At 41.7% G+C, this 23,038-nt stretch carries 23 protein-coding genes; 13 read left to right on the top strand and 10 right to left on the bottom strand.

Annotated features, from left to right (window positions below):
* The first annotated feature begins 32 nt into the window (after positions 1-32).
* The 9 genes from UQW94_RS21345 (at position 33) to galU (ending at position 10,713) form a co-directional block, all read left to right on the top strand.
* Positions 33-1,196, top strand: coding sequence for a hypothetical protein (locus tag UQW94_RS21345; protein WP_213986780.1), 1,164 nt, complete (start codon positions 33-35; stop codon positions 1,194-1,196).
* A complete protein-coding gene (locus tag UQW94_RS21340; RefSeq protein ID WP_250157641.1) occupies positions 1,174-2,220 on the top strand; it encodes an acyltransferase family protein in 1,047 nt (348 codons plus the stop codon). The genes UQW94_RS21345 and UQW94_RS21340 overlap by 23 nt, the downstream gene beginning before the upstream one ends.
* Positions 2,189-3,316, top strand: a complete 1,128-nt coding sequence (locus UQW94_RS21335) for a glycosyltransferase (protein WP_182015979.1) — start codon at positions 2,189-2,191, stop codon at positions 3,314-3,316. Before UQW94_RS21340 ends, UQW94_RS21335 begins: the two co-directional genes overlap by 32 nt.
* Positions 3,304-4,209 (top strand): ATP-grasp fold amidoligase family protein, encoded by a 906-nt coding sequence (locus tag UQW94_RS21330; RefSeq protein WP_182015978.1) that lies wholly within the window; start codon positions 3,304-3,306, stop codon positions 4,207-4,209. Before UQW94_RS21335 ends, UQW94_RS21330 begins: the two co-directional genes overlap by 13 nt.
* Positions 4,206-5,213 (top strand): NAD-dependent epimerase, encoded by a 1,008-nt coding sequence (locus tag UQW94_RS21325; RefSeq protein WP_005384851.1) that lies wholly within the window; start codon positions 4,206-4,208, stop codon positions 5,211-5,213. Before UQW94_RS21330 ends, UQW94_RS21325 begins: the two co-directional genes overlap by 4 nt.
* A gap of 7 nt (positions 5,214-5,220) precedes the next feature.
* Positions 5,221-6,372 (top strand): glycosyltransferase family 4 protein, encoded by a 1,152-nt coding sequence (locus UQW94_RS21320; RefSeq protein WP_322142541.1) that lies wholly within the window; start codon positions 5,221-5,223, stop codon positions 6,370-6,372.
* Between the two features lie 24 nt (positions 6,373-6,396).
* Entirely contained in the window at positions 6,397-8,502 is a 2,106-nt protein-coding gene (locus UQW94_RS21315; RefSeq protein WP_262668080.1) for a YjbH domain-containing protein, read from the top strand.
* Between the two features lie 97 nt (positions 8,503-8,599).
* Positions 8,600-9,766 (top strand): nucleotide sugar dehydrogenase, encoded by a 1,167-nt coding sequence (locus UQW94_RS21310; RefSeq protein ID WP_023583774.1) that lies wholly within the window; start codon positions 8,600-8,602, stop codon positions 9,764-9,766.
* A gap of 68 nt (positions 9,767-9,834) precedes the next feature.
* A complete protein-coding gene (galU, locus tag UQW94_RS21305; RefSeq protein ID WP_005397961.1) occupies positions 9,835-10,713 on the top strand; it encodes a UTP--glucose-1-phosphate uridylyltransferase GalU in 879 nt (292 codons plus the stop codon).
* 97 nt (positions 10,714-10,810) lie between these two features.
* On the opposite strand, the gene tpiA is transcribed toward galU, so the two are convergent.
* Positions 10,811-11,581 (bottom strand): triose-phosphate isomerase, encoded by a 771-nt coding sequence (tpiA, locus tag UQW94_RS21300; protein WP_005384863.1) that lies wholly within the window; start codon positions 11,579-11,581, stop codon positions 10,811-10,813.
* A gap of 269 nt (positions 11,582-11,850) precedes the next feature.
* Here tpiA and UQW94_RS21295 point away from each other — a divergent pair, with 269 nt between their 5' ends.
* The 3 genes from UQW94_RS21295 to UQW94_RS21285 all read left to right on the top strand — a co-directional run bounded on the left by UQW94_RS21295 (position 11,851) and on the right by UQW94_RS21285 (position 13,635).
* The gene (locus UQW94_RS21295) at positions 11,851-12,198 is read left to right on the top strand and encodes a 5-carboxymethyl-2-hydroxymuconate Delta-isomerase (protein ID WP_017820736.1); all 348 of its coding nucleotides are present in this window, start codon (positions 11,851-11,853) and stop codon (positions 12,196-12,198) included.
* Between the two features lie 162 nt (positions 12,199-12,360).
* A complete protein-coding gene (locus UQW94_RS21290; protein ID WP_005384868.1) occupies positions 12,361-12,783 on the top strand; it encodes a DUF805 domain-containing protein in 423 nt (140 codons plus the stop codon).
* Between the two features lie 558 nt (positions 12,784-13,341).
* On the top strand, positions 13,342-13,635 hold the full coding sequence (locus tag UQW94_RS21285) for a GIY-YIG nuclease family protein (protein ID WP_025768346.1): 294 nt from the start codon (positions 13,342-13,344) through the stop codon (positions 13,633-13,635).
* Here the strand turns inward: UQW94_RS21285 and UQW94_RS21280 are convergent.
* The 3 genes from UQW94_RS21280 to glpX all read right to left on the bottom strand — a co-directional run bounded on the left by UQW94_RS21280 (position 13,629) and on the right by glpX (position 16,486).
* Positions 13,629-13,979, bottom strand: a complete 351-nt coding sequence (locus tag UQW94_RS21280; protein WP_053303351.1) for a DUF3135 domain-containing protein — start codon at positions 13,977-13,979, stop codon at positions 13,629-13,631. The two genes, UQW94_RS21285 and UQW94_RS21280, sit on opposite strands and share 7 nt — an antisense overlap.
* A 160-nt stretch (positions 13,980-14,139) precedes the next feature.
* Positions 14,140-14,760, bottom strand: coding sequence for a helix-turn-helix transcriptional regulator (locus UQW94_RS21275; RefSeq protein ID WP_005379532.1), 621 nt, complete (start codon positions 14,758-14,760; stop codon positions 14,140-14,142).
* A 718-nt stretch (positions 14,761-15,478) separates the two neighbouring features.
* The gene (gene glpX, locus UQW94_RS21270) at positions 15,479-16,486 is read right to left on the bottom strand and encodes a class II fructose-bisphosphatase (protein ID WP_005383180.1); all 1,008 of its coding nucleotides are present in this window, start codon (positions 16,484-16,486) and stop codon (positions 15,479-15,481) included.
* Positions 16,487-16,834: 348 nt separating this feature from the next.
* On the opposite strand from glpX, the gene zapB reads away from it, so the two are divergent.
* Positions 16,835-17,077, top strand: coding sequence for a cell division protein ZapB (gene zapB / locus UQW94_RS21265; protein WP_322142540.1), 243 nt, complete (start codon positions 16,835-16,837; stop codon positions 17,075-17,077).
* A gap of 135 nt (positions 17,078-17,212) precedes the next feature.
* On the opposite strand, the gene rraA is transcribed toward zapB, so the two are convergent.
* The 6 genes from rraA to cytR form a co-directional block, all read right to left on the bottom strand.
* A complete protein-coding gene (gene rraA, locus UQW94_RS21260; RefSeq protein ID WP_005379537.1) occupies positions 17,213-17,719 on the bottom strand; it encodes a ribonuclease E activity regulator RraA in 507 nt (168 codons plus the stop codon).
* Positions 17,720-17,795: 76 nt separating this feature from the next.
* Positions 17,796-18,713: a 1,4-dihydroxy-2-naphthoate polyprenyltransferase gene (locus UQW94_RS21255; protein WP_213869763.1), complete on the bottom strand. Its 918-nt coding sequence runs from the start codon at positions 18,711-18,713 to the stop codon at positions 17,796-17,798.
* 454 nt (positions 18,714-19,167) lie between these two features.
* Positions 19,168-20,499 carry an HslU--HslV peptidase ATPase subunit gene (gene hslU / locus UQW94_RS21250; RefSeq protein ID WP_025768349.1) on the bottom strand — a complete coding sequence of 444 codons (1,332 nt, stop codon included), beginning with the start codon at positions 20,497-20,499 and terminating at the stop codon, positions 19,168-19,170.
* 23 nt (positions 20,500-20,522) lie between these two features.
* Positions 20,523-21,074 carry an ATP-dependent protease subunit HslV gene (gene hslV, locus UQW94_RS21245; protein ID WP_005383176.1) on the bottom strand — a complete coding sequence of 184 codons (552 nt, stop codon included), beginning with the start codon at positions 21,072-21,074 and terminating at the stop codon, positions 20,523-20,525.
* Between the two features lie 115 nt (positions 21,075-21,189).
* Positions 21,190-21,738: a cell division protein FtsN gene (ftsN, locus tag UQW94_RS21240; RefSeq protein WP_017820300.1), complete on the bottom strand. Its 549-nt coding sequence runs from the start codon at positions 21,736-21,738 to the stop codon at positions 21,190-21,192.
* A 225-nt stretch (positions 21,739-21,963) separates the two neighbouring features.
* On the bottom strand, positions 21,964-22,992 hold the full coding sequence (gene cytR, locus UQW94_RS21235) for a DNA-binding transcriptional regulator CytR (RefSeq protein WP_322142595.1): 1,029 nt from the start codon (positions 22,990-22,992) through the stop codon (positions 21,964-21,966).
* Between the last annotated feature and the right edge of the window lie 46 nt (positions 22,993-23,038).

Below are 23,038 nucleotides of genomic sequence, written 5' to 3'. Positions count from 1 at the left end.
GTTAAGGATTGTGAAGTTGTTAAGAGTCAATGATGAATAGAGTTAATGTAGTTGATAAAAAATTTAAACTGTTTTTTTTCTTTGCGTGTTTGTTTTTTACTTTGAGAAGTTATTACTTTTATAGTATATCATTAGCTCCTGGACCTGTAATAGCTGCGGCTATTTTATTATTTTTATTTTTTATTTGTAATCCAGTATTAACTAAAGCTGACCTTAGATTCATTTCAATATTAGTGCTTATTTTCGCTCTTTCTTCTTTGGGTGCATTAGTGTCTGATAAGCCTTATATTAACTCTGTTATTGGTCTAGTTATCAATGTGATAATATTTTTATCAATTATTTCTCTTAAAGATAAAATAAAATCCTCTTTAAATGTTCTTAATTACCTTTTTCTAATTCATGCTCTATTTTTTTTAATACAACTTTTAGCTTATTATTTATTTAACGAAAAAATAGATTTCTTACAGCCGATTACTGGTGAAGTTCAACGAGTTTCTGGGTTCGAAAGAATTGAAGATCACGGTGGTGTTGCTGTTTTTAGGCCTTCTGGTTTATTTAGTGAGCCTAGTTCTTATTGTGCATTTATGATTACATTACTGTGGATATCAAAAAAGTCCAGCTTTCTAAATAGCAAAATTGAAGCATTAGTACTATTCACGATTTTTATTTCATTTTCGATATCAGGGATTGTTTTTTCAATATGTTATATATTTTTGACCAACATTAGTAATCTTACATTTAAAAAGGTTTTATCTATAATCATCATGTCTTCAATTTTTCTTTTCCTGATGCAGGATCAAATAATATCTTATTATAATTATAGGATTTTAAATTTAGATTCAGATAACTCAACAGGAGAGAGAATGTTGATGTTTACTATTTTCTATGATTTAGATTTAATTTATCAATTATTTGGTTCAGGTGTGGGTAATGATATAATAGATATACCATTGACTACCATTCCATCTCTTCTGGTTTATTTAGGTATAATTGGAACACTGATTTTTATTATATATATATCTGTATTGTTCATACATTACAAAGTGTCTATAGATTCGACCATATTTTTAATAGTAATTTCATTTAACTTCTATAAGATTTCTAATCCTTATGTATGGTTTATTCTTGCAATGTTGTTAATAGTATCAAATAAGGATGATTACCTTGGCTCAGATGAAAAGAAATGTAACACTTGATTTTTTGAGAATATGTGCATGCTTTATGGTGATTTTTTATCACTATTTTTTTTATGGACCTAAATTAGGTGAGATTTATAGCGATTTTTCGTATGACTATATGTTTTCTTATGGATATTTAGGAATCGATGTTTTCTTTATAATAAGCGGATTTGTAATATATAACTCACTACGTACGAGGGATGTGTGGGGTTTTTTTAAAGCTAGAGTTATGAGGCTTTATCCGACGTATTGGATTTGTTTGTCCATATCAATAATAGTCATTTACTTCCTAAGTGACAGCACACTAACAAGTAAACAAATATTAATTAATTTTTCAATGCTTCAGAGCTTTGTCAATGTAAAAAGTATAGATGGTGTTTATTGGACTTTAGCTATAGAAATTACATTTTATGTTTTGATATCTTTATGTTTCTTTTTGTTTAAAGGCAAGATATTCACTGCGTTAGTTTATTTCTGGTTGTTCAGCTCATTTCTTTCATTAATGGGGTATTTTGACTTTGGTTTTTTTGAAAGTGTTTTTCTTTTAAATTGGATCCCTTATTTTTTATTTGGTCTTTGTATTAGCATCTTAAATAGTAATGATAAAAAATCAAAGATTTTCATCTTATTATCTTTTGCTAGCTTTACTCTTTTAATGTATCGAACTTATATTAGAAGTGAGACTTTAGCTAATTATAATGATTTCAATATTAACCCATTATATGCAATTCTTATCCTTACGTTAATTATTGTATTTTTTATTAAGTTTTTGAATTTTGAAACTTCAAAAGGGATGATTGAAAATATAATAATAACTTTAGCAGCTGGAACTTATCCTCTATACCTTCTGCATCAAGAAATCGGTTATGCGGTTTTTTCAAAATTTGCTTTTATGGATAATTTAATTGGAAAAGTGATTTTTATTATTTTTCTAATTGCAGTTTCTTGTATTTATATTCCTAAGTTGGAATTGTTCTTGAGAACGGAATTGGTTAAGTTGGTAAGAGGATATGAAAAATATAATATTTATAAACAATCTTAGTCATGGTGGCGCTGAGAGAGTTGTTTCAAGATTGTTCAAAAACGAAGCTATCAGAACTGTAACATCATTATGGGTTTTAAATAATAATGAGTTCTATGAAAATAAATCTTTAAATAAAGTTAGCTTTAATTCTAAATTTCCCATTATTTCTATTTTGAAATCTATTTGTAAGCTTGTTTTTTTGCCGGATGATTATGTGGTTCAATCTCATTTAAATAATCCAAATTTAACTTGCGGTTTGGCAAAGATTTTTGGTGCTAACTTTACTTTTCAATCTGTACATTGTTTTAGTTATAGCAGTTTTTATAATAGCAAGTCCAATATAACGAAGTTTGTTCATAGAACATTAATGAGTATGGCCTTGAAGCAGGCAAATGTGCATATATTTAAATCAAAGGAAATGTTATCTGACTTTAATGATGTTTTTGGATGGACACCTGAAAATCATAGGGTCATATATAATCCATACAATATCGACGAGATTAAAGAATTAGCCCAAGAAATAATTGACGAACCCGTGGACGATAACCGATATCACATAGCAATTGTTGGTCGTTTGAACCCATCTAAGCGACCATACGATGTAATTAAAATCGCTGAAAGTTTTCAAGATAATTGTCATTTTCATTTTTTCGGAAACGGTTCTTTAAAAAATGAACTACAGGAATATGTTAGACACAAGGAATTGAAGAACATTACTTTCCATGACATGGTTGAAAACCCATTTAAGTATATAAATAAATTTGGATTCTACCTATCTTGCTCTGAGGCTGAAGGATTCCCGAATGCTCTTATCGAATCGATGATATCTAAAGCTATCCCTATTCACAGTGATTGTAAAACTGGACCTAAAGAAATCCTTTGTGATGACTTTCTTAACTACTCTGCTTCGAAAGGTGAGTTTTCTCATGAGAAGCGCGGCATATTGTTTCCTGTGGGTGATATCGAAGCGGCTTGTAAAGCAATAAGTTATGCAATCGAAAACCAATATATCCTTAGCTCTGAGTTTGAAAATAATAGTAAAGGATTTATTGACAGCATTAGTCATCAAGAGATAACTAGTAAATATGCGGAAGTACTAGAATGTCATCACTAAAAAAACAATTAAAGAATATAATAAGAGATAGTTTAAGATTAATACTTACACCTAGTGTATATAATAAATTCAGATTTATTATCGTTCATCGTTATTATCCAAGCTTTGTAAACCCTAGTACATTTTCAGAAAAAGTATTTGCTCGAAAGTTAGATTCACAATCATTAAGCTTCTCTCGTTATGTTGATAAGTATACTGTGAGAAAATATGTCGAAGATACTATTGGTAAAGAACATTTAATTCCTTTAATTGCTAAAACAACTCATGTAACGCCTGATTTCTTTCATAAAGCACCTGATAAGTTTGTTATCAAAACGAGTAATGGAGGTGGTGGTGAGAATGTTAAAGTAGTACTTGATAAGTCAAAATTAACAGATTTAAATGCACTATCAGCACAATTCAATCGTTACCTAAAAGTAAAAATAGGACAAAAGATTGATGAAAATTTCTATGATCTTGAAACGCCTCAAGTACTCATGGAAGAGTTATTAATGCATAAAGATGGTTCTCTGCCATCCGATTATAAATTGCATATTTTTCAAGGGGACGATAGTAACCAGGAAAAAGTAATAATTCAGGTCGATAGTGACCGATTTAGTAATCATAAGAGATCACTGTATTCCGAGCATTTAGAAAAGTTAGATTTTGCTATACAGCCCAAGTATGAATCAGTTGATGATTCCTACGAGTTTCCAATTAATATGCCTGACGTGGTTTCACTAGCAAAAAAATTAGCGAAACCTTTTAAATACGTTCGAGTTGATATGTATAACGTCGATGGAAAGGTTTATTTTGGAGAACTAACGTTTTGTCATGGTAGTGGTTGGGAACCACTTTCAAGTAAAGATGCAGATGTCTTATTAGGTAGTTATTGGAAGGAATTTAATAAATGAAATATTTAGTAACTGGCGCAGCGGGTTTTATTGGCGCTAAAACCATTGAAGTGCTTTTGAGTAAAGGTGCGAGTGTTGTTGGTGTAGATAATATTAATGACTACTATGATGTTAATCTTAAAGAAGCTCGACTACTGACGATCAACAATAGTGAGCGATTCGAATTTGTAAAGATGGATCTCTCGGATAGACAAGCTGTAGCTGATTTCTTCGCTAACAACCAGTTTGATTGTGTTATCCACTTAGCAGCTCAAGCTGGTGTGAGATACTCTATAGAAAACCCGATGGCCTATGCGGATTCTAACTTAGTTGGTCACCTAAACATCCTAGAGGGTTGCCGACATTCAAAAGTTAAGCATCTAGTTTACGCATCGTCATCTTCTGTTTATGGCTTGAATCAAAAAACACCGTTTGAAACAAGTGATACGGTTGACCACCCGGTTTCTTTGTATGCAGCGACGAAAAAATCAAATGAGTTAATGGCACATTCATATTCTCACTTGTATGACTTACCGACGACTGGATTGCGGTTCTTCACCGTTTACGGTCCATGGGGTCGTCCTGACATGGCACCTTTTATTTTCACTAAGAAGATATTAGAGGGCGATACAATTGATATAAACAATAATGGCGATATGTGGCGAGACTTCACTTACATTGACGACATTGTTGAAGGTATTGTACGTATTTCTGAGGTTATCCCTCAAAGAAATGACGACTGGACCGTTGAATCCGGTACGCCTGCTTCTAGTTCAGCTCCATACTCTGTTTACAATATCGGTCACGGTAGTCCAGTTAACCTTATGGACTTCATCACGGAAATCGAATCTGCGCTTGGTATTGAAGCGAAAAAGAACTTCCGCGAGATGCAGCCTGGTGATGTGTATAAGACTTATGCTGATACCTCTGATTTATTCGAAGCGACTGGCTACAAACCTCAAGTTGGTCTTAAACAGGGCGTTCAAGCCTTAGTTGATTGGTATCGCGAGTTTTATAAGGTTTAGGTAGTAGATGAAAACGGTTGCGATTTCAGCAAATACAAGTTGGTATTTATATAATTTCAGAAGAAACACCATTACGGCGTTGTTGGACGCTGGTTATCAGGTTGTAGCTATAGCCCCTAAAGATGATTATTCACCGAAGCTTGAATCACTTGGAGCAAGCTTTTGTCATATCAACATTGACCAAGGGGGTACAAACCCTGTTAAAGATATTGGTACGTTTTTCTCATTTATCAAAATCTTTAAGAGCGTCAAACCCGATGTGGTACTGAACTTTACTCCAAAGAATAATATCTACGGTACGTTAGCTGGGCATTTTGTTGGCTCTAAGTCGGTCAATAATATTGCCGGCTTAGGTATGGTCTTTATTAATGAAGGCCTTACGTCTAAGATTGCCAGATTGCTGTATAAAATGAGCCAATCTAAAGCAAGTAAGATCTTCTTTCAAAATGAAGACGATAAAACGTTGTTTTTGGAGAACCAGTTAGCGCCATCGTATCTTGTTGATCGTCTACCCGGTTCGGGAGCTGATCTCAACCGTTTTCAAGTTAGCCCTGCAAATGATGACGGTGTAATTCGCTTTTTATTGATTGCCAGAATGTTGTACGACAAAGGCATTGGTCACTACGTTGAAGCGGCCCGTGCATTGAAGTCTAAACATGGTGATAAGGTTGAATTTCGATTACTAGGTTTTCTTGATGTTAATAACCCTTCAGCTGTCTCTAGTAGTGATATGCAAAAGTGGGTTGATGAAGGCATTGTAAGTTATCTTGGCACTTCTGATTGTGTAGAAGAGGAGATTGCGAAGGTAGATTGCATGGTGCTTCCTTCATTCTATCGAGAGGGAGTTCCTAAATCGTTACTTGAAGCGGCGGCAATGGGGAAACCCATAGTAACAACCGACAATGTTGGTTGTCGTGAAACGGTTGACGATGGAGTCAATGGTTATTTATGTACTCCTCGTTCGACAGAGAGTTTGATTGAAAAACTGGATTTGGTGATCAACCTCACTCATCAAGAAAGGTTAACAATGGGACAATTCAGTCGTCAAAAAGTTGAACGAGAGTTTGATGAGCAGTTAGTCATACAAAAATACTTGGACGCAGTGGAAGATTGCTTTCAAAAAGAAAAAACTCAAGCAGAAGGCCTCAGTGCCAGTTAGCAAAACTAAATAAAATAAAGAGTTATGATCAAAAAGATTTCAGTGGATGAAGTAACGATAATTACCCTATCGTTGGCTTTTAGTTGTGGCGTCGCGGCAAACGAATTGCAGACGCTAAATTCTAACCAAAGCTTTAGTGGACTGGTTTTTAACCCTAATGCTCAAGTGAAAGAGTATGGTGACTTTGGTGTATCTTTTGCCCAAGGGCGCCCTTGGCTTGACGAGGTGCAAGGTTTAGATTCTATCAAAGTATCTTTCGGCCTCATTGAAGGGTTAGAGGCTCACGGTAGTATCGTTACTTATGATTATAACTCGAACTGTTTTAAAACAGGCTGTGGCGGTATTCGAGATTTATCATTATCACTGAAGTATCAGGTTCCCAATTTTTGGGGGAATGAGAACTTAGATTTTGCTTTAGGTATGCAAGATGTCGGTGGTGCTGCAACTAAGCTCATGACTAATTTTGCCGTCGCTGATTATACGTTTAATGCACTTCCCTTAAGGATTTCTGCTGGTTTCGGTCAGTCAGAAGAGCGTTTGATGGGTGTTCTAGATGGCCCTTTTGGTGGCTTTGAATACCAACCTTTTGACTTTGTTCAACTAGTAGGAGAGTACGATTCAGTAGAATTCAACTCTTCTGTAAAAGTGTTTACTCCCGATAATTTACTGCCTAATGATATAACCGCCTCATTAAGCTACCAGATTTATTCTGGTCATGAATCGGATGGTTCAAGCGTTTGGAGTGCTGCACTCTCGATGCCATTGATAACGGAATACTCTCGCTCTCGCGACTACGCGAAGAATAATATGACGTTAATGGATCGTTTGGTCGTTGAGCAAAACAAAGCGCAACAAGCGTCAATTTCCTCTTTGGTTAGTGCGTTAAAAAATGAAGGCTTCGTTAACGTTCAAGTCGGCTTGTCAAATCACAAAGTTGTGGTGGCTTTAGAAAACCGTCGCTACAACCATAATCAAGTTGACGGACTAGGTGTGGCTCTGGGTATTGTGTCGAGTCATTTAGGTCAAAATGCGGCGCAAGATATTGGCGCTGCATCGGATCAATTTGAACTTGTGATGCTTGCCAACCAAAAACCAGTGGTCAGCGTTTTGTCTGACGCTAACTGTTACCAAAGTTTTGTCAATGGAAGCGCAGCTTGTGATGACATTCAGTTTATCACGCGCGATTTGCCGGAAAGACTAGACATGGTTGATTGGAAAACGGAGCGAGTTAATTCAGGCACTTTAGATTCGCAGATCGTACTTTCTCCTATGGTAAGGCATGGTTTTGCAACCGAGTACGGTGTGTATGATTACTCTTTTGCCATGTCTAGCAACTTATACACCTACCTATGGTCTGGCGCGGCAATTGATGTTCGTCATATTTTACCTTTAGCAGAAAGTGATGATTTTGAAGAGGGAGGGTATTTCGAAGATAGCGCGTACGAGAACGAGATTGAGCGTGCAATGGTGCATCAGTTCTTCCGTTTGCCATATGTCGATATAGCTAACCAGATCTCTTTAGGCTTGGTTAAGTCGGATTATATCGGTGCGCGCAGCGAATCAGCTTGGTTCTCTCAGTCAGGCAACCATGAGTTGGGACTAGAGATGAGCTACTTCCAACATCAAGACGAAAAAGACAAAAATGGTTATGCGAACCCAGACCGCCAAACCTTTTTAACTCGTTATACATTCTCTATGCCGGAGTGGGATTGGCAGTTTAATGCGACTGCTGGAGAGTTTTGGAAGGGGGATGTCGGCGCAAAATTCACGACCTCACATTGGTTTGAAGATATAGAAGTATCGGCAAGTTATCAGGTGACAAAGTTTAACGATACAGACGAAGAGCAGTTTGTCACTGTGTCAGTAAAGCTGCCATTAACGCCATGGCGTGATATGTCGCCGGGAGTGATACAAGTTCGTGGTAACGAGGCTTATGATTTCAACGTTACAACACGCGTGGGTAATGATTCTAACTACTTAGCGGCAGGACAGGGTGATGAACTCGTGATGGATAATAGTATGCTTCGCCGCTACTTTAACCGAGGCCGTTATGGTCAAGAGTACTTTGAGCAGAACAAGCTGCGCATCCGCAACGCTTATTTGCGTTACTTGAGTACTCAATTGAATTAAGTTGTGTTGCTAGTTAGGCTTTGAGTTAATCACTGTACTCTACCGAGAGTGTCGGTGTTTTGATATGCTAGCGTCAGTTAAATAATAGGAAATAAAAATGAAAATTGCTGTAGCAGGCACGGGCTACGTCGGTTTGTCCAATGCCATGTTATTGTCACAAAACCATGAGGTTGTGGCGGTTGATATTATCCAAGAAAAAGTGGACTTGTTGAATGACAAGAAATCTCCAATTGTTGATGCGGAAATCGAACATTTTCTTGCAAACAAAGAGCTCAACTTTGTCGCGACGCTAGATAAAGAGCTGGCTTACAAAGACGCAGAGTTTGTTGTTATTGCCACACCAACGGATTATGACCCTCAAACGAACTACTTTAATACTTCTTCAGTTGAAGCAGTGATTAAAGATGTGATGGCAATTAATCCAGATGCAGTTATGGTCATTAAGTCTACAGTGCCAGTAGGTTACACTGCGCGTATTAAAGAAGAACTCGGTTGTCAGAATGTCATGTTCTCTCCAGAGTTTCTTCGTGAAGGTAAAGCTCTTTACGATAACCTACACCCGTCTCGCATTATCGTTGGTGAGCGTAGCGAACGTGCAGAGAAGTTCGCTAATCTTTTAGTTGAAGGTGCGGTAAAAGAAGACATCTCGGTTTTGTTTACTGACTCTACAGAAGCCGAAGCGGTTAAGTTGTTCTCAAACACATACCTAGCGATGCGCGTAGCTTATTTCAATGAGTTAGATTCGTATGCTGAAGCACACAACCTTGATGCTCGCCAAATTATAGAAGGTGTTGGCTTAGACCCTCGTATTGGCAATCACTACAACAACCCGTCATTCGGTTATGGTGGTTACTGCTTACCAAAAGATACAAAGCAATTGTTAGCAAACTACCAAGAAGTTCCTAATAACATCATTGGTGCAATTGTTGATGCAAACCGCACTCGTAAAGATTTTATTGCAGACTCCATTATCAAACGTCAGCCAAAAGTAGTGGGCATTTACCGCTTAATTATGAAAGCTGGTTCAGATAACTTCCGCGCTTCGTCTATTCAAGGCATTATGAAGCGTATTAAAGCGAAAGGTATTGAAGTAGTGGTTTACGAGCCGGTACTGCAGGAAGATGAGTTCTTCCATTCTGCCGTTATCCGCGATATTGAAGAGTTCAAACAAATGTCTGATGTTATTGTTTCTAACCGCATGGTTGAGGAACTAGCTGATGTGGCTGATAAAGTTTACACCCGTGACCTGTTTGGTAGCGATTAATTAGTCTTTATATTCAAAATAATGTAATAGGCTCCCTCAGAGGAGCCTTTTTTTAGTTGGTAATGGTTATGATTAAAAAATGTTTATTCCCAGCAGCGGGTTACGGTACACGTTTCCTTCCTGCAACTAAGTCGATGCCGAAAGAAATGATGCCAGTGGTGAACAAGCCATTGATTGAATACGGTGTTGAAGAAGCGATTGAAGCCGGTATGGACGGTATGTGCATCGTCACGGGTCGTGGTAAGCACTCGTTAATGGATCACTTTGATAAAAACTACGAGCTAGAGCATCAAATTAGCGGTACAAGTAAAGAAGCGCTGCTTGATGATATTCGTTCTTTGATTGATTCTGCGAGTTACACTTACATCCGTCAGCGTGAAATGAAAGGCTTAGGTCACGCTATTCTTACGGGACGTGAATTGGTCGGTGATGAACCGTTTGCTGTTGTGCTCGCGGATGACCTTTGTGTGAATGAGGACAAAGGCGTTCTAGCGCAAATGGTTGAGCTGTACAAACAGTTCCGCTGTTCAATCGTTGCGGTACAAGAAGTGCCGGAATCAGAAACGCATAAATACGGTGTGATTGCTGGCGAGATGATCAAAGATGATATCTTCCGCATTGATAACATGGTTGAAAAGCCAGAGCCAGGTACTGCACCTAGCAATCTAGCGATTATTGGTCGCTATATTCTGACACCTGATATCTTTGAACTGATTGAAAATACAGAGCCAGGTAAAGGTGGTGAGATTCAAATCACCGATGCGCTGATGCAACAAGCTCAATCTGGTTGTGTTTTGGCATACAAATTTAAAGGTCAACGCTTTGATTGCGGTAGTGTAGAAGGCTACATTGAAGCTACAAATTACTGCTACGAGAACCTTTATAAGAAAGATTCCAGTGCGGAGCTAGCGAAAAAGCCAACCGTGAAAATTGCCGAGCCAGCGTAGGTCGGAACTTTCTATTAGGTACTCCGACGGTACAACACAAACAAAAAGGGATGCATGATGCATCCCTTTGTTATTTCTACTCTCAGTAAAAACGAGATTACGCTTTTGCTTTAGCCGCTGCTTTAGCGATTGCTGCGAAGCTTTTCGCGTCTAGAGAAGCACCGCCAACGAGAGCACCGTCGATGTCTGGTTGTGAGAAGTAAGCTTCAGCGTTTTCTGGCTTAACAGAACCACCGTATTGGATGATTACTTGTGCTGCAACTGCTTCGTCTTTCGCTGCGATTAGTGCGCGGATAGAAGCGTGGATGCGTTGTGCATCTTCAGCTGTTGCTGCTTTACCAGTACCGATAGCCCAGATTGGTTCGTAAGCGATGATTGCGCCGTTTAGAGCTTCAACACCGTAAGTGTCGATAACTGCGTTGATTTGACGTGCACATACTGCTTCAGTTTCGCCAGCTTCGTTTTGCGCTTCAGATTCACCGATACAGAAAACAGGTGTTAGACCGTTTTCTTTTAGGAAGTTGAATTTCTTAGCGATGAACTCGTCAGATTCGTTGTGGTATTCACGACGCTCTGAGTGACCGATGATGATGTGAGTAGCACCGAAATCTTTCAGCATTTCTGGAGACATATCGCCAGTGAACGCACCGCTGTTGTTTAGGTCAGTGTTTTGAGCACCTAGGATGATCTTGTTACCGCCTTCAGCGATTACGCGCTCTGCTAGGTCGATGTAAAGTGCTGGTGGAGCGACTGCTACGTCAACACCTTCAACGCCTTCAAGTTCAGCGTTAAGACCAGTTAGCAGCTCAGTTACCATTGCTTTGCTGCCGTTTAGTTTCCAGTTACCCATCACTACAGGACGACGCATAGGAATATCTCCCTTATCTTTAATGTAAATAGTCAATTAATGTAAAAAATCTACGTAGGAATATAACAGAATAATGTGAACAGATCATGATTGGCGTCATGTCTTGTCCGGCTTTCTTTGTTGATTCGACCAAGCATCGATCCTGTTATTTTTGTCAAAAGCAACCGATTGGTGATCGCGTAGACAGAATGATAGTTCATTCCTCGGAAATTGCTGCTGAGATTGGTATTACTACGCGCTGGAATTAATTGTTGTAGAAAGGAATCAAAATGCCAAATCTCGTTTTAGAGTATTCAAACTCGGTGGAAGAACGCGTCAATGTTCAGGGGTTGCTGGAGGATTTACATAAAACGGCGTTAGAAAGTGGCCTCTTTGAACTCGCGTCAGTGAAATCTAGAACGCTCCGGTGCCACAATTGGTTAATAGGAGAGGAGGGTGATAGCCTCGACTTTATCCATATCAACTTTGATTTGTTATCTGGTCGCTCCCAAGAACAAAAGCGAGAACTGTCACGAGCCTTGATGGCGACACTTCAAGAGCAAGCCAGTCACGTGCACAGTTTAACAGTCAATATCCGAGACATGGATATAGATAGCTTCCAAAAGGTCGTGAACTAGGTTGCGCTGAATTGCCCGAGAATAGCGAGGGGTTATTGCTACGAATTCTCAGCCTGGCTCTGCTTATTGTAAGGTCGTTGTGGGCACCCAAGCTATCGGTGTCCTTTCCAAACTATATCGACTCGGCTAATCTATAACCTTTCTACTTTGGGGTAAAATTTGATGTCGACTAAAGAGTTACTGTTTTCTTTTCAAGGACGTATAAACCGTAAAACCTACTGGATTTGGAACGTCATTTACTATGTGTCCATTCTAGGCTTTGGTGCTGGTATTAGCCAGCTGCTTCCTACTCTCTCTTATGTGCTTCTTCCTATTTTCTTGGTGGTTCTGTTGATCCCTGATTTGGCGATCACCACCAAGCGTTGGCACGACCGCAACAAATCGATATATTGGCTAGCACTGAATATTCCGTTGATTATAGGCCGAATTGCCACGCCAATGACCAGCCCTGCCGCGCAAGAGCCGTCGACCCCACAGATGTTCGTCGCTTCCATTTCTCTGATTTGTGGTTTATGGATTCTAATTGAATGTGGCTTCTTAAAAGGAACATCAGGACCAAACCAATATGGCCCTGAGCCGGAGTAATTGCCTCAAGTATCGTGCGTGCTGAAAGTAGATTCTTAGTCTCGCTAAGGCTCGCTAGAATGACGAACTCTTTTGATTTAGAGGCTCTTAAACTCACCGTCACTCTAAACAGCGAGGAACGAGGTGATTCAGAATCTATCATCCGGTTGAGCAGTGGCTAAGCTGAGCGGGAAAGAATAGGAGCTTGCTGATACCAGATTCTTAGTTTCGCTGCGGCTCGCTAAAATGACGAACTTCTCTGGTTTAAAGGCTGTTAAAGTCACTGCCATTCTGAACAGAGAGGTGCGAGTGTGGTTCAGAATCTATCGTCCGGTTGAGCAGTGGTTAAGCTGAGCGGGAAAGAATAGGAGCTTGCTGTTACTAGATTCTTAGTCTCGCTAAGGCTCGCTAGAATGACGAGCTCTTTTGATTTAGAGGCTCTTAAAGTCATCGTCATTCTGAACAACGAGGAACGAGTGTGATTCAGAATCTACGCACAGAGTGCTCCGAGTTTGAAATAAACTGACTGAGCTCGCGAATTACAATGGAAAAGTAACAGCGAATAATGAAGGAGAATGAATCATCGATAAGACACCTTGCGTTTATATCCTAACGTCAAATAACAACGCCGTTCTCTACATAGGTGTTACCAGTCAGCTGCCCCAAAGAATATGGCAACATAAAAATGGAGTAGTGGAAGGATTTACTAAGAAATACAACGTTCATAAGCTCGTTTACTTTGAGTTATTCGACGATATGGCTAATGCTATAAACCGAGAAAAGCAGCTCAAGCAGTGGAAGCGTGAGTGGAAGTTAGCCTTGGTAAGAGAAACGAACCCTAACTTTCTCGATCTATCTACTGAGTATCAGTAAAAATCATCCCTATCTTTAAACGCATTTAAGCTAACCACATCCGCTTTTTGTGTCGGTGCCGCTTCCCCTTCTAGCGCTGCTTTGAACTTTACGACCTGTTTTTGCAACTCGTTCATCAATACCACATTGGTGTGATGAGGGTTTTTACACGTGCTGATGACTCTATCAATGTGGCTTTGTTGAGCCCACAATCTTTCTTTCATATCTTCTGATGCGCTTTCGATCATCTCTTTCGCCATCTCATGACGAAATTGCTCAAAAGCTTCTGGGTCTCGCTCTGCCATTCGAACCATTTCATCGAATGGAGGAAGCGTTTGGGACGGGATATGACGTAGATTAGACATCGATGCTCTCCAAATCCTTATGGAAATTGCCTTTAGTTACTAAAAGCCTATACCACTAGAAAGAGGAGAGAGGATGAATTCTTTAGCCGTCTCACTTATAAGAGAAGCTTTCGAGCTTGAGATTGAACAAGTGCGGTATGTCGATGTTTGGTTGTGGTGGTTACTGTAGTTGTTGGATGCGGTAAACGCAGCGTCTTTGGCCACTAATGATGTGTTCGGTACGCTCTACTTTGGTGTCACGTCCAAGTAAAGACTGAAAGACACTTAATTCTGATTGGCACAAGCTTGGGCAGCGAGTTGCGGCTTTACAAATCGGACAGTGATTTTCGATCAAGATGAATCCGTTCTCATCTTTCTCGAGTTCAGCCATATAGCCTTCTTGCTCTCTTAATGTGACGAGTGTTTCTAGTTTGCTTTGCAGAGAGTCGCATTGCTCAAGGTGCTGACGATAACTTTGTAACGTGAGTTTTTCCCTCTCTGATGTGACTTTTTCCAGTCCATCTTTGCCAAAGATATGTTCGACAGCTTCTATAAACTGAATGGTCAACTCACCGTGACGGTCAGCAAATTGCTCATGACCTTTTTGAGTGAGAGACCAATGACGAGCAGGGCGACCAACTTTTACTTTTACGTCATGGATAGAAAGAATGCCATCATCTTCTAAACTTTGCAGGTGCTGACGAGCCCCCATGGTTGTCATACCTAGCTCAGAAGAGAGTTGTTTTGCAGTGACGGAGCCATCACGCTTAACGATTTGCAATATCCTATCTACGGTCTTCATATACCCACCATTTATACGTCAGTACATATTATGCGCGATAGGGTTAGTAAAGAAAAGTGTTGACTTAATTTGAGTGTGGATTTGTAGGGGCTATGTTCATATGAGCCAATATATGTCGTCATTCTGAACGGCGAGGGACGAGGTGATTCAGAATCTATCTTTTGGTTGAGCAGTGGTTAAGGTGGTCAGGAAAGAATAGGAGCTTGTTACTATTAGATTCTTAGTCTCGCTGGAGCTCGCTAGAATGACGAGTTCTTTTAATTTAGAGCTTATTAAAGTCACCGTCATTCTGAACAACGAGGAACGAGTGTGATTCAGAATCTATTGCCCGGTTGAGCAGTGGTTAAGGTGACCAGCAAAGAATAGGAGCCTGCTGTTACCAGATTCTTAGTCTCGCTGGAGCTGGCTAGAATGACGAGTTCTTTTGATTTAGAGCTTATTAAAGTCACCGTCATTCTGAACAACGAGGAACGAGTGTGATTCAGAATCTACTGTCCGGCTGTGTAGTGGCTAAGACGAGCAGGAAGAATAGGAGTTTGCTGTTACCAGATTCTTAGTCTCGCTGGAGCTCGCTAGAATGACGAGTTCTTTTGATTTAGAGCTAATTAAAGTCACCGTCATTCTGAACAACGAGGAACGAGAGTGATTCAGAATCTATTGCCCGGTTGTGCGGAAAGAAAGGCTCAAGCTCAGACTGAGCGAGAGCCTCGAGAAATGCTTAAAGAATAATATCGCGTACTTCTGGATCTTTACGATCTAAGTAGTGAGTCGATTTGATGCGGCGAATAGTTCGGCATCGACCGCGCACGAGCAGCGTTTCTGTGGTCGCTATATTGCCTTGACGAGAGATACCTTCCAGCAAGTCACCTTTAGTGATGCCCGTAGCTGAAAATACCACATTGTCGCTACGAGCCATGTCTTCCATTTTGAGGACAACATTCGCTTTTACGCCCATTTCATCGCAGCGTTTTAGTTCATCTGCACCGTAAATGCGGTTTTCTTCAGTATCGCCTTTTACCTCATGACGAGGAAGCAGGCGACCGTGCATGTCACCGTCTAGCGCTCGAATTACCGCTGCTGATACAACCCCTTCTGGCGCACCGCCAATACAGTACATCATGTCCACTTCACTGTCTGGCATACAAGTTAGAATAGAGGCAGCGACGTCACCATCAGGCACCGCAAAAACACGTACGCCCATTGCTTGCATTTCTGCAATAACGTCATCGTGGCGAGGCTTCGCAAGGGTAATAACGACTAGGGTATCAAGTGGCTTGTTCAGGGCTTTTGCTACGTTCTCTAGGTTTTCTTTTAACGGCTTTTCTAAGTCAATTACGCCTTTTGCACCAGGGCCAACAACCAGTTTTTCCATGTACATATCTGGCGCTTTAAGAAAGCTGCCTTTCTCACCTGCGGCAAGTACGGCTAGTGCGTTCGATTGTCCCATTGCCGTCATACGCGTCCCTTCAATCGGGTCAACAGCGATATCCACTTCATCACCACCAATACCCACTTGCTCACCAATGTACAGCATTGGCGCATCATCGATTTCACCTTCACCAATGACAATTTCACCACTGATATCTGTTTTGTTCAGTAGCGTGCGCATAACTTCAACAGCTGCGCCATCGGCTGCGTTTTTATCGCCACGGCCAAGCCATTTGTAACCAGCCAGAGCTGCACCTTCAGTCACACGGGAAAATGCCATTGCTAAATCGCGTTTCATGATGTCTCCAAGTAAGCAAGAGGGAAGAAGAATTTGCGCGGCGATTCTATCACAAGGTCGAGTAAACGTTTGCCTTTTTGCGAGGCTTTTACTTTATCTAACTTGAATTTGATCAATACTTAGGGCGATTTTCAGCGTAGCGGGACGCAAAATCCTTGCTCAAAAATGCTTCGGCGACAAGAAAAGTCAGCGTTTAGTGAGATTGCGCTGATTTTTTGACCGAATGATGCAAAATATCGAATATAGTGAGTGTTTCTCATCGCGACGCTGAGTAGAATGAACCTTATATAGGTTAGGTGTGCATCAATCTCGCACATCGTCCCAACGGAATAACATAGGTAGGCCAAGATGTCTTTTGAAGTACTAGAACAACTAGAATCTAAAATTCAAACTGCAGTTGACACAATCACTCTTCTTCAGATGGAAGTCGAAGAGCTGAAAGAAGATAAAGCTAAACTTTCGGAAGAAGCGAACGAGCTTCGCTCTCAACGTGAAGAGCTAGAGCAAAAAGCACAACAAGCACAGCAAGAGCACGCACAATGGCAAGAGCGCATTCGTGCACTACTTGGCAAAATGGACGAAGTGGAATAATTCGGCTTCTTCATTCCAAATTAAAAACACCCGCGTTAAGCGGGTGTTTGTGTTTTAGGGAAGTAGAAAATGTTAAGACAAGGCTAGTTGCTAAGAGCCAAGAGAAGGCCCTATAACTTAGGCGCCTAAGACTCGTTATGCTTCTTCATCCAACTCTAAATCAATATTCAATGGTTCTGGCGACAGGATAATTCCGGTGCTATCAGCATAAATGTAATCTTCTGGAAGGAAGCTAACGCCGCCAAAGTTGACTGGTACATCCAATTCGCCAATACCCTGACTGGTCGCTCCAACAGGAATAGAAGCGAGGGCTTGAATGCCTAAGTTCATATCTTCAAGTTCATCTACTTCACGAACACAGCCGTAAACGACAATGCCTTCCCACTCGTTTTCTTCCGCAATGGTTGCGATTTCTGCATCGATAAGGGCTTTACGTAGGGAACCGCCACCGTCAATTAACAAAACGCGACCAAGTCCATCTTGCTCTAATGTCTCGCGGATCAACGAATTATCTTCAAAACACTTGATGGTGGTGATTTGCCCGGCAAATGAAGCGCGACCGCCAAAGTTACTGAACATTGGTTCAACCACATCTACCTGATCGAGGTAGATATCACAGAGTGCTGAGGTATTGTATTCCATAGCGTACCTTTCTAAACAGAAATTGGTTGTCTTTGAGTATATCTAGGCATTAAGTCAATGCAATGACAATCCTTTTTTAACTTACTAGAGTTTGAGCTACCACAATTGTTGCAAACAAAACGTTGGTGACTAGAGAGCATTTCACGATGACTGGCATCATTGGTGCTATTTGAGCAGGCTTTTGTGTATGCCAAACCGCTTTACCATGATCGGCCACGAAATAAATACTAAGTAAGAATGGCAAGCTAATCCAAACGGGTTTGTCTTGAATTAACAAGTAAGCCGCAAAGGCAAGGATAGCTCCGCCAAGTAAAATAAAGTGGTACTGTTTGGCTTTACGTTGACCTAAGCGTACCGCCACCGTGCGTTTACCACACTCTCGGTCGTTCTCTATATCACGCATATTGTTGATATTGAGGACTGCAACGGCGAGTAAACCGCAGCCTAAAGCAGGTAAGAATAGCGTGGTGTCTACGTGACCAGTATGCAAGAAGTAGGTACCGGATACGCCGAGTAAACCAAAAAACAAGAATACTGATATATCGCCAAGCCCCACGTAACCGTATGGTTTGCTACCCATGGTATAAGCAATGGCGGCGAGAATGGCCAAAATTCCCAGCCCGATAAAAGTAACAATGCTTTCCAGTGAACTTAGTGAATAGAAAACTAACACCAAGCCTGAGATTGCGGTCAGAACGATGTTAAAGATAATCGCTTGTTTCATCTGTTTAGCACTTACCGCGCCTGACTGCATCGCTCGTAATGGGCCGAGGCGTTTGTCGTTATCTGTACCTTGAACGGTATCGCCATAGTCGTTTGCCAGGTTGGACAGAATTTGCAGCAATGTCGCGGTTACGAAAGCCATGATGGCAATCGTCAGTGAGAAATGACCCGCCGAGTAGGCGAGCACGCTACCTGTTAAGATAGAGACCAATGCCAGAGGTAATGTTTTTGGACGAGCGGCTTCAAGCCAGATCTGTAGAGATTGTTTCATGGAAATTTCGTGCTAGTAACCAATGTGCCCAGTATAAGCACAAAGAGGCAGATACGCTATTGACCTAAAACAACTCAGCTAGAAGTCAAAGGGTTATTCAGAATCTATCGTCCGATTGTGCGGTGGTGAAGGCGAGTGGGGAAAGAAAGGCGTTTGCTGTTAGCAGATTCTTAGTCTCGCTTGAGCTCGCTAGAATGACGAGATCTTTTTGATTTAGGTGTTGTCAAAGTTACCGTCATTCTGAACAACGAGTGTGATTCAGAATCGATCATCCGATTGTGCGGTGGTGAAGGTGAGCGAGGAAGAATAGGCGTCTGTTGTTACCAGATTCTTAGTCTCGCTTGAACTCGCTAGAATGACGAGATCTTTTGGATTTAGATGTTGTCAAAGTCACCGCCATTCTAAACAAAAAGCCCAGAAACAAGGTTCTGGGCTTTGGTAAAATAGATTGCGATTAAAGAATAAAGCGGCTTAGATCTTCATCTTCAATCGTGTCGCCTAAGCGTGCTTTCACATAAGCGGAATCAATAACGAATTTAGCGCCAGATTGCTCCGCTGCGTCGTAAGAGATTTCATCCATTAAGCGTTCCATAACGGTGTGTAAGCGACGAGCACCGATGTTTTCTGTGCTTTCGTTGACCGTCCATGCCGCTTCCGCGATTTGCGTGATGCCGTCTTCTGTGAATTCGATGTCCACATCTTCCGTTTTCATCAACGCAACGTACTGCTCTGTTAGAGAGGCTTTTGGTTCTGTCAGAATGCGTTTGAAGTCGTTGCTGCTTAGTGCTTCTAGCTCAACACGAATTGGTAGACGACCTTGCAATTCTGGGATCAAGTCAGATGGTTTTGCCACTTGGAATGCACCAGATGCAACAAACAGAATGTGGTCTGTTTTTACCATGCCGTGCTTGGTTGATACCGTGCTGCCTTCAATCAATGGAAGTAGGTCGCGCTGAACACCTTCGCGTGAAACGTCTGGGCCTGAGCTCTCGCCGCGTTTACAGATTTTGTCGATCTCATCGATAAATACGATGCCGTTGTTTTCAACGTTGAAAATCGCTGCTTCTTTTAGCTCTTCTTGGTTTACCAGTTTCGCCGCTTCTTCTTCCGCTAACGCTTTCATTGCATCTTTGATTTTCAGCTTACGTTTTTTCTTAGTGTCGCCTGCCAGGTTTTGGAACATGCCTTGCAGCTGGTTAGTCATCTCTTCCATACCAGGAGGCGCCATGATCTCTACGCCCATCTGAGGTGCGGCTACGTCGATTTCAATTTCTTTATCGTCTAGTTGGCCTTCACGCAGTTTCTTACGGAAGATCTGGCGAGTGTGAGAAGACTCTTCCGTTTGCTCTGCTTGACCCCAGCTATCACGTGCTGGTGGCAGTAGCGCATCAAGAATACGTTCTTCCGCTTGCTCTTCTGCGCGGAATTTCACTTTCTCCATCGCTTGTTGATGCGTCATTTTCACAGCGACATCTGTTAGGTCACGGATGATGGTTTCAACTTCTTTACCAACGTAACCCACTTCGGTGAATTTTGTCGCTTCAACTTTGATGAAAGGGGCATTTGCCAGTTTTGCGAGGCGTCGTGCGATTTCAGTCTTACCAACACCAGTAGGGCCAATCATCAAGATGTTTTTTGGCGTCACTTCGGCACGCAAGCTTTCTTCAAGCTGCATGCGGCGCCAGCGGTTACGAAGTGCAATCGCAACCGAACGCTTGGCTTTTTCTTGACCGATAATGTGGCGGTTCAATTCATGAACGATTTCGCGAGGCGTCATTTCAGACATATTCTTTCCTTACTTCGTTACGATTACGCGGTTGGTTTTTCAGGCTCTACTGTTGAGTCTAGCTCTTCTACCGTGTGGTGATGGTTAGTGAAGACACAAATATCACCCGCGATATTGAGAGCTTTTTCCGCGATCTCACGAGCATCTAGATCTGTGTTTTCTAGTAGGGCGGTTGCGGCAGCTTGTGCGTAAGCACCACCAGAGCCAATCGCAATCAGGTCGTGTTCTGGCTGTACGACATCACCATTACCGGTAATGATTAACGATGCGGTTTCGTCGGCAACGGCAAGTAAGGCTTCGAGCTTGCGCAGAGCACGATCGCTACGCCAGTCTTTGGCTAGCTCAACTGCCGCTTTGGTTAGGTGACCTTGGTGCATTTGCAGTTTGCTTTCGAAGCGCTCAAAAAGGGTGAAGGCATCCGCAGTACCGCCGGCAAAGCCCGCTAGTACTTGGTTGTTGTACAGGCGGCGAACTTTGCGCGCATTACCTTTCATTACGGTATTGCCTAGAGATACTTGGCCATCACCCGCGATGACGACTTTATTATTTCGACGTACAGATACAATGGTAGTCACAGTCGACCTCTTGATTATTTCTCTTTGGATTTAATTCAGTATATGGGGGAGGAGAAATGGGGATTCAAGGGGGCAAAAAGAAAGGCCCTAGGATCTTAGCTCCTAGGGCCTGAGTTTAAAGATTTTCTTTCCAAATCGCACACGGCTCGATTTTCGCGCGTTGCAGTTTATGGCGGTCACGTTCTGCATCACGTTTGAACTTATACGGACCTAGCACCACGCGATACCATGAACTGCCTTCTTTCTTACGAATCTTGCTCGACATCCCTTGGAACGCGATTGCAAGCTTGCGCTCTTCGGCTTGTGCCTGAGTTTTGTACGCGCCACACTGCATGATGTAAGGAATTTTAGAAACTTCAATTTCTTTGGCCACAACTTCAACTTCACGTTTCGGTAGTGACTCAACATATTCCCATTTTTCTTCTGGTGGTGGCGGCAAGTCTTTTTTCGGCTTTGGTTTGCTTACAGTGGTTGTTGGCTGCTTCACGACAGGTTGTTTAGGTTCTGGGTCGCTACTCAAAAGGTAAAGACCATAGCCAAAACCGCCCACGAGCAAGATAGCGAGCAGGCCACTGCGCCAAGGTTTTTTTCTTCTCGGCGGCTGTTTTTTTGTCGACTTTTTTGGGGCGCCTCGCCCCCGTCTTACATAATCTCTATTTGCCACGGTTATTTCTGGTCATCAAGGATTCTTGCAAATATGTTAATCCAGAACGAGTTGAGAAAACACCCTATTGATAGAATCTTGATAGCTAAAGCGCGACAACGCCCGAGTGTAGGAGTGTGTGTCTGTTCTCGCTTATATTTATTCGGGGATATACAAAAAGCAGGAGGGGTAAATAAAAAAGCGGCGCCTTAGCACCGCTTTGGGGATGAATACCTAATCTTTAGGTTAAGGGCGCTGTGGTGGCGCTGCACTTCCACGAATGACGAGATTAGTTTCAAGCAGACGCGAGCCTGAATGCACGTCGTGGCCTTTTAACATCTCGAGCATCATTAGCATCGCTTGTCGACCAATCTCATAGCGAGGTTGAGAGATGGTGGTCAACGGTGGATCGCAGTACTGAGCGAAGTTAATGTCATCAAAGCCCACAACAGAGAGATCTTGCGGTACTCGTAAGCCAAGCTTTTTCGCTTCTTGAATTGCGCCGATGGCCATTGTGTCACAGTGACAGAAAATAGCCGTTGGTGGTTCTGGCAATTCGAGCAGTTTACGAACGGCTTTTGCTCCGCCATTAAAAGAGAACTCAGTAATGACACTATATTGTGGATCTTTATTGATGCCGGCACGGCGCAGGGCTTGTTGGTAGCCTTGCTGGCGGAACTGACACAATATTGCTGTATCTGGTCCAGAGATTTGAGCAATGCGTTTATGACCTAATTGAGTCAGGTAATTCACCGCTTCAAATGCAGAGGTCAGGTTATCAATATGTACTGTCGGAAGCTCGAGTTCAGGCGCAAATTCACACGCCATTACCATCGGAGGTAAGTTCTTTTGCTCTGGCTTACTGACATCGAATGGTAGATCTGTACCAAGCAGTAGCATTCCATCTGCCTGCTTAGTAAATACGAGGTTAACGAAAGAGCTTTCGCGTTTCTTCTGTTGTCCGCTATCGCCCAGCAGGACTAGATAGCCATGTTCCATGGCTGCATCTTCAATACCGCGAATAATTTCAGAAAAATAAGGATCACAGATGTCGGGAACGATAGTAACAATGGTTTTTGATTCGTTTCTACGTAAGTTACGCGCTAATGAGTTTGGAGAATAACCCGCTTCAAGTACGGCATCTTCTACTCTCTTTCTTGTAGAAGAAGAGACTTTCTCTGGATTCATTAAGGCTCGAGATACCGTAGCCGTAGACACTCCCGCAAGCTGGGCAACATCCTTCATTGTCGCCATAGTTTTTAACCTCTCATTTATTTTTTGCCAAGATGACGTTATTCCGGTTTGAAATCAGAGTAATCAA

The sequence above is a fragment of the Vibrio sp. PBL-C16 genome, assembly GCF_034321865.1.
In the GTDB taxonomy this organism is placed as follows: domain Bacteria; phylum Pseudomonadota; class Gammaproteobacteria; order Enterobacterales; family Vibrionaceae; genus Vibrio; species Vibrio alginolyticus.
The sequence above is the reverse complement of the archived record's forward strand: the minus strand, read 5'-3'. Positions and strand labels throughout refer to the sequence as shown.

Excerpts from the sequence above, each read along its gene's own strand:
- UQW94_RS21345 (WP_213986780.1), top strand. The coding sequence starts at position 33 with ATGAATAGAGTTAATGTAGTTGATAAAAAATTTAAACTGTTTTTTTTC.
- UQW94_RS21340 (WP_250157641.1), top strand. The coding sequence starts at position 1,174 with ATGAAAAGAAATGTAACACTTGATTTTTTGAGAATATGTGCATGCTTT.
- UQW94_RS21335 (WP_182015979.1), top strand. The coding sequence starts at position 2,189 with ATGAAAAATATAATATTTATAAACAATCTTAGTCATGGTGGCGCTGAG.
- UQW94_RS21330 (WP_182015978.1), top strand. The coding sequence starts at position 3,304 with ATGTCATCACTAAAAAAACAATTAAAGAATATAATAAGAGATAGTTTA.
- UQW94_RS21325 (WP_005384851.1), top strand. The coding sequence starts at position 4,206 with ATGAAATATTTAGTAACTGGCGCAGCGGGTTTTATTGGCGCTAAAACC.
- UQW94_RS21320 (WP_322142541.1), top strand. The coding sequence starts at position 5,221 with ATGAAAACGGTTGCGATTTCAGCAAATACAAGTTGGTATTTATATAAT.
- UQW94_RS21315 (WP_262668080.1), top strand. The coding sequence starts at position 6,397 with ATGATCAAAAAGATTTCAGTGGATGAAGTAACGATAATTACCCTATCG.
- UQW94_RS21310 (WP_023583774.1), top strand. The coding sequence starts at position 8,600 with ATGAAAATTGCTGTAGCAGGCACGGGCTACGTCGGTTTGTCCAATGCC.
- galU (WP_005397961.1), top strand. The coding sequence starts at position 9,835 with ATGATTAAAAAATGTTTATTCCCAGCAGCGGGTTACGGTACACGTTTC.
- tpiA (WP_005384863.1), bottom strand. The coding sequence starts at position 11,581 with ATGCGTCGTCCTGTAGTGATGGGTAACTGGAAACTAAACGGCAGCAAA.
- UQW94_RS21295 (WP_017820736.1), top strand. The coding sequence starts at position 11,851 with ATGCCAAATCTCGTTTTAGAGTATTCAAACTCGGTGGAAGAACGCGTC.
- UQW94_RS21290 (WP_005384868.1), top strand. The coding sequence starts at position 12,361 with ATGTCGACTAAAGAGTTACTGTTTTCTTTTCAAGGACGTATAAACCGT.
- UQW94_RS21280 (WP_053303351.1), bottom strand. The coding sequence starts at position 13,979 with ATGTCTAATCTACGTCATATCCCGTCCCAAACGCTTCCTCCATTCGAT.
- UQW94_RS21275 (WP_005379532.1), bottom strand. The coding sequence starts at position 14,760 with ATGAAGACCGTAGATAGGATATTGCAAATCGTTAAGCGTGATGGCTCC.
- glpX (WP_005383180.1), bottom strand. The coding sequence starts at position 16,486 with ATGAAACGCGATTTAGCAATGGCATTTTCCCGTGTGACTGAAGGTGCA.
- zapB (WP_322142540.1), top strand. The coding sequence starts at position 16,835 with ATGTCTTTTGAAGTACTAGAACAACTAGAATCTAAAATTCAAACTGCA.
- rraA (WP_005379537.1), bottom strand. The coding sequence starts at position 17,719 with ATGGAATACAATACCTCAGCACTCTGTGATATCTACCTCGATCAGGTA.
- UQW94_RS21255 (WP_213869763.1), bottom strand. The coding sequence starts at position 18,713 with ATGAAACAATCTCTACAGATCTGGCTTGAAGCCGCTCGTCCAAAAACA.
- hslU (WP_025768349.1), bottom strand. The coding sequence starts at position 20,499 with ATGTCTGAAATGACGCCTCGCGAAATCGTTCATGAATTGAACCGCCAC.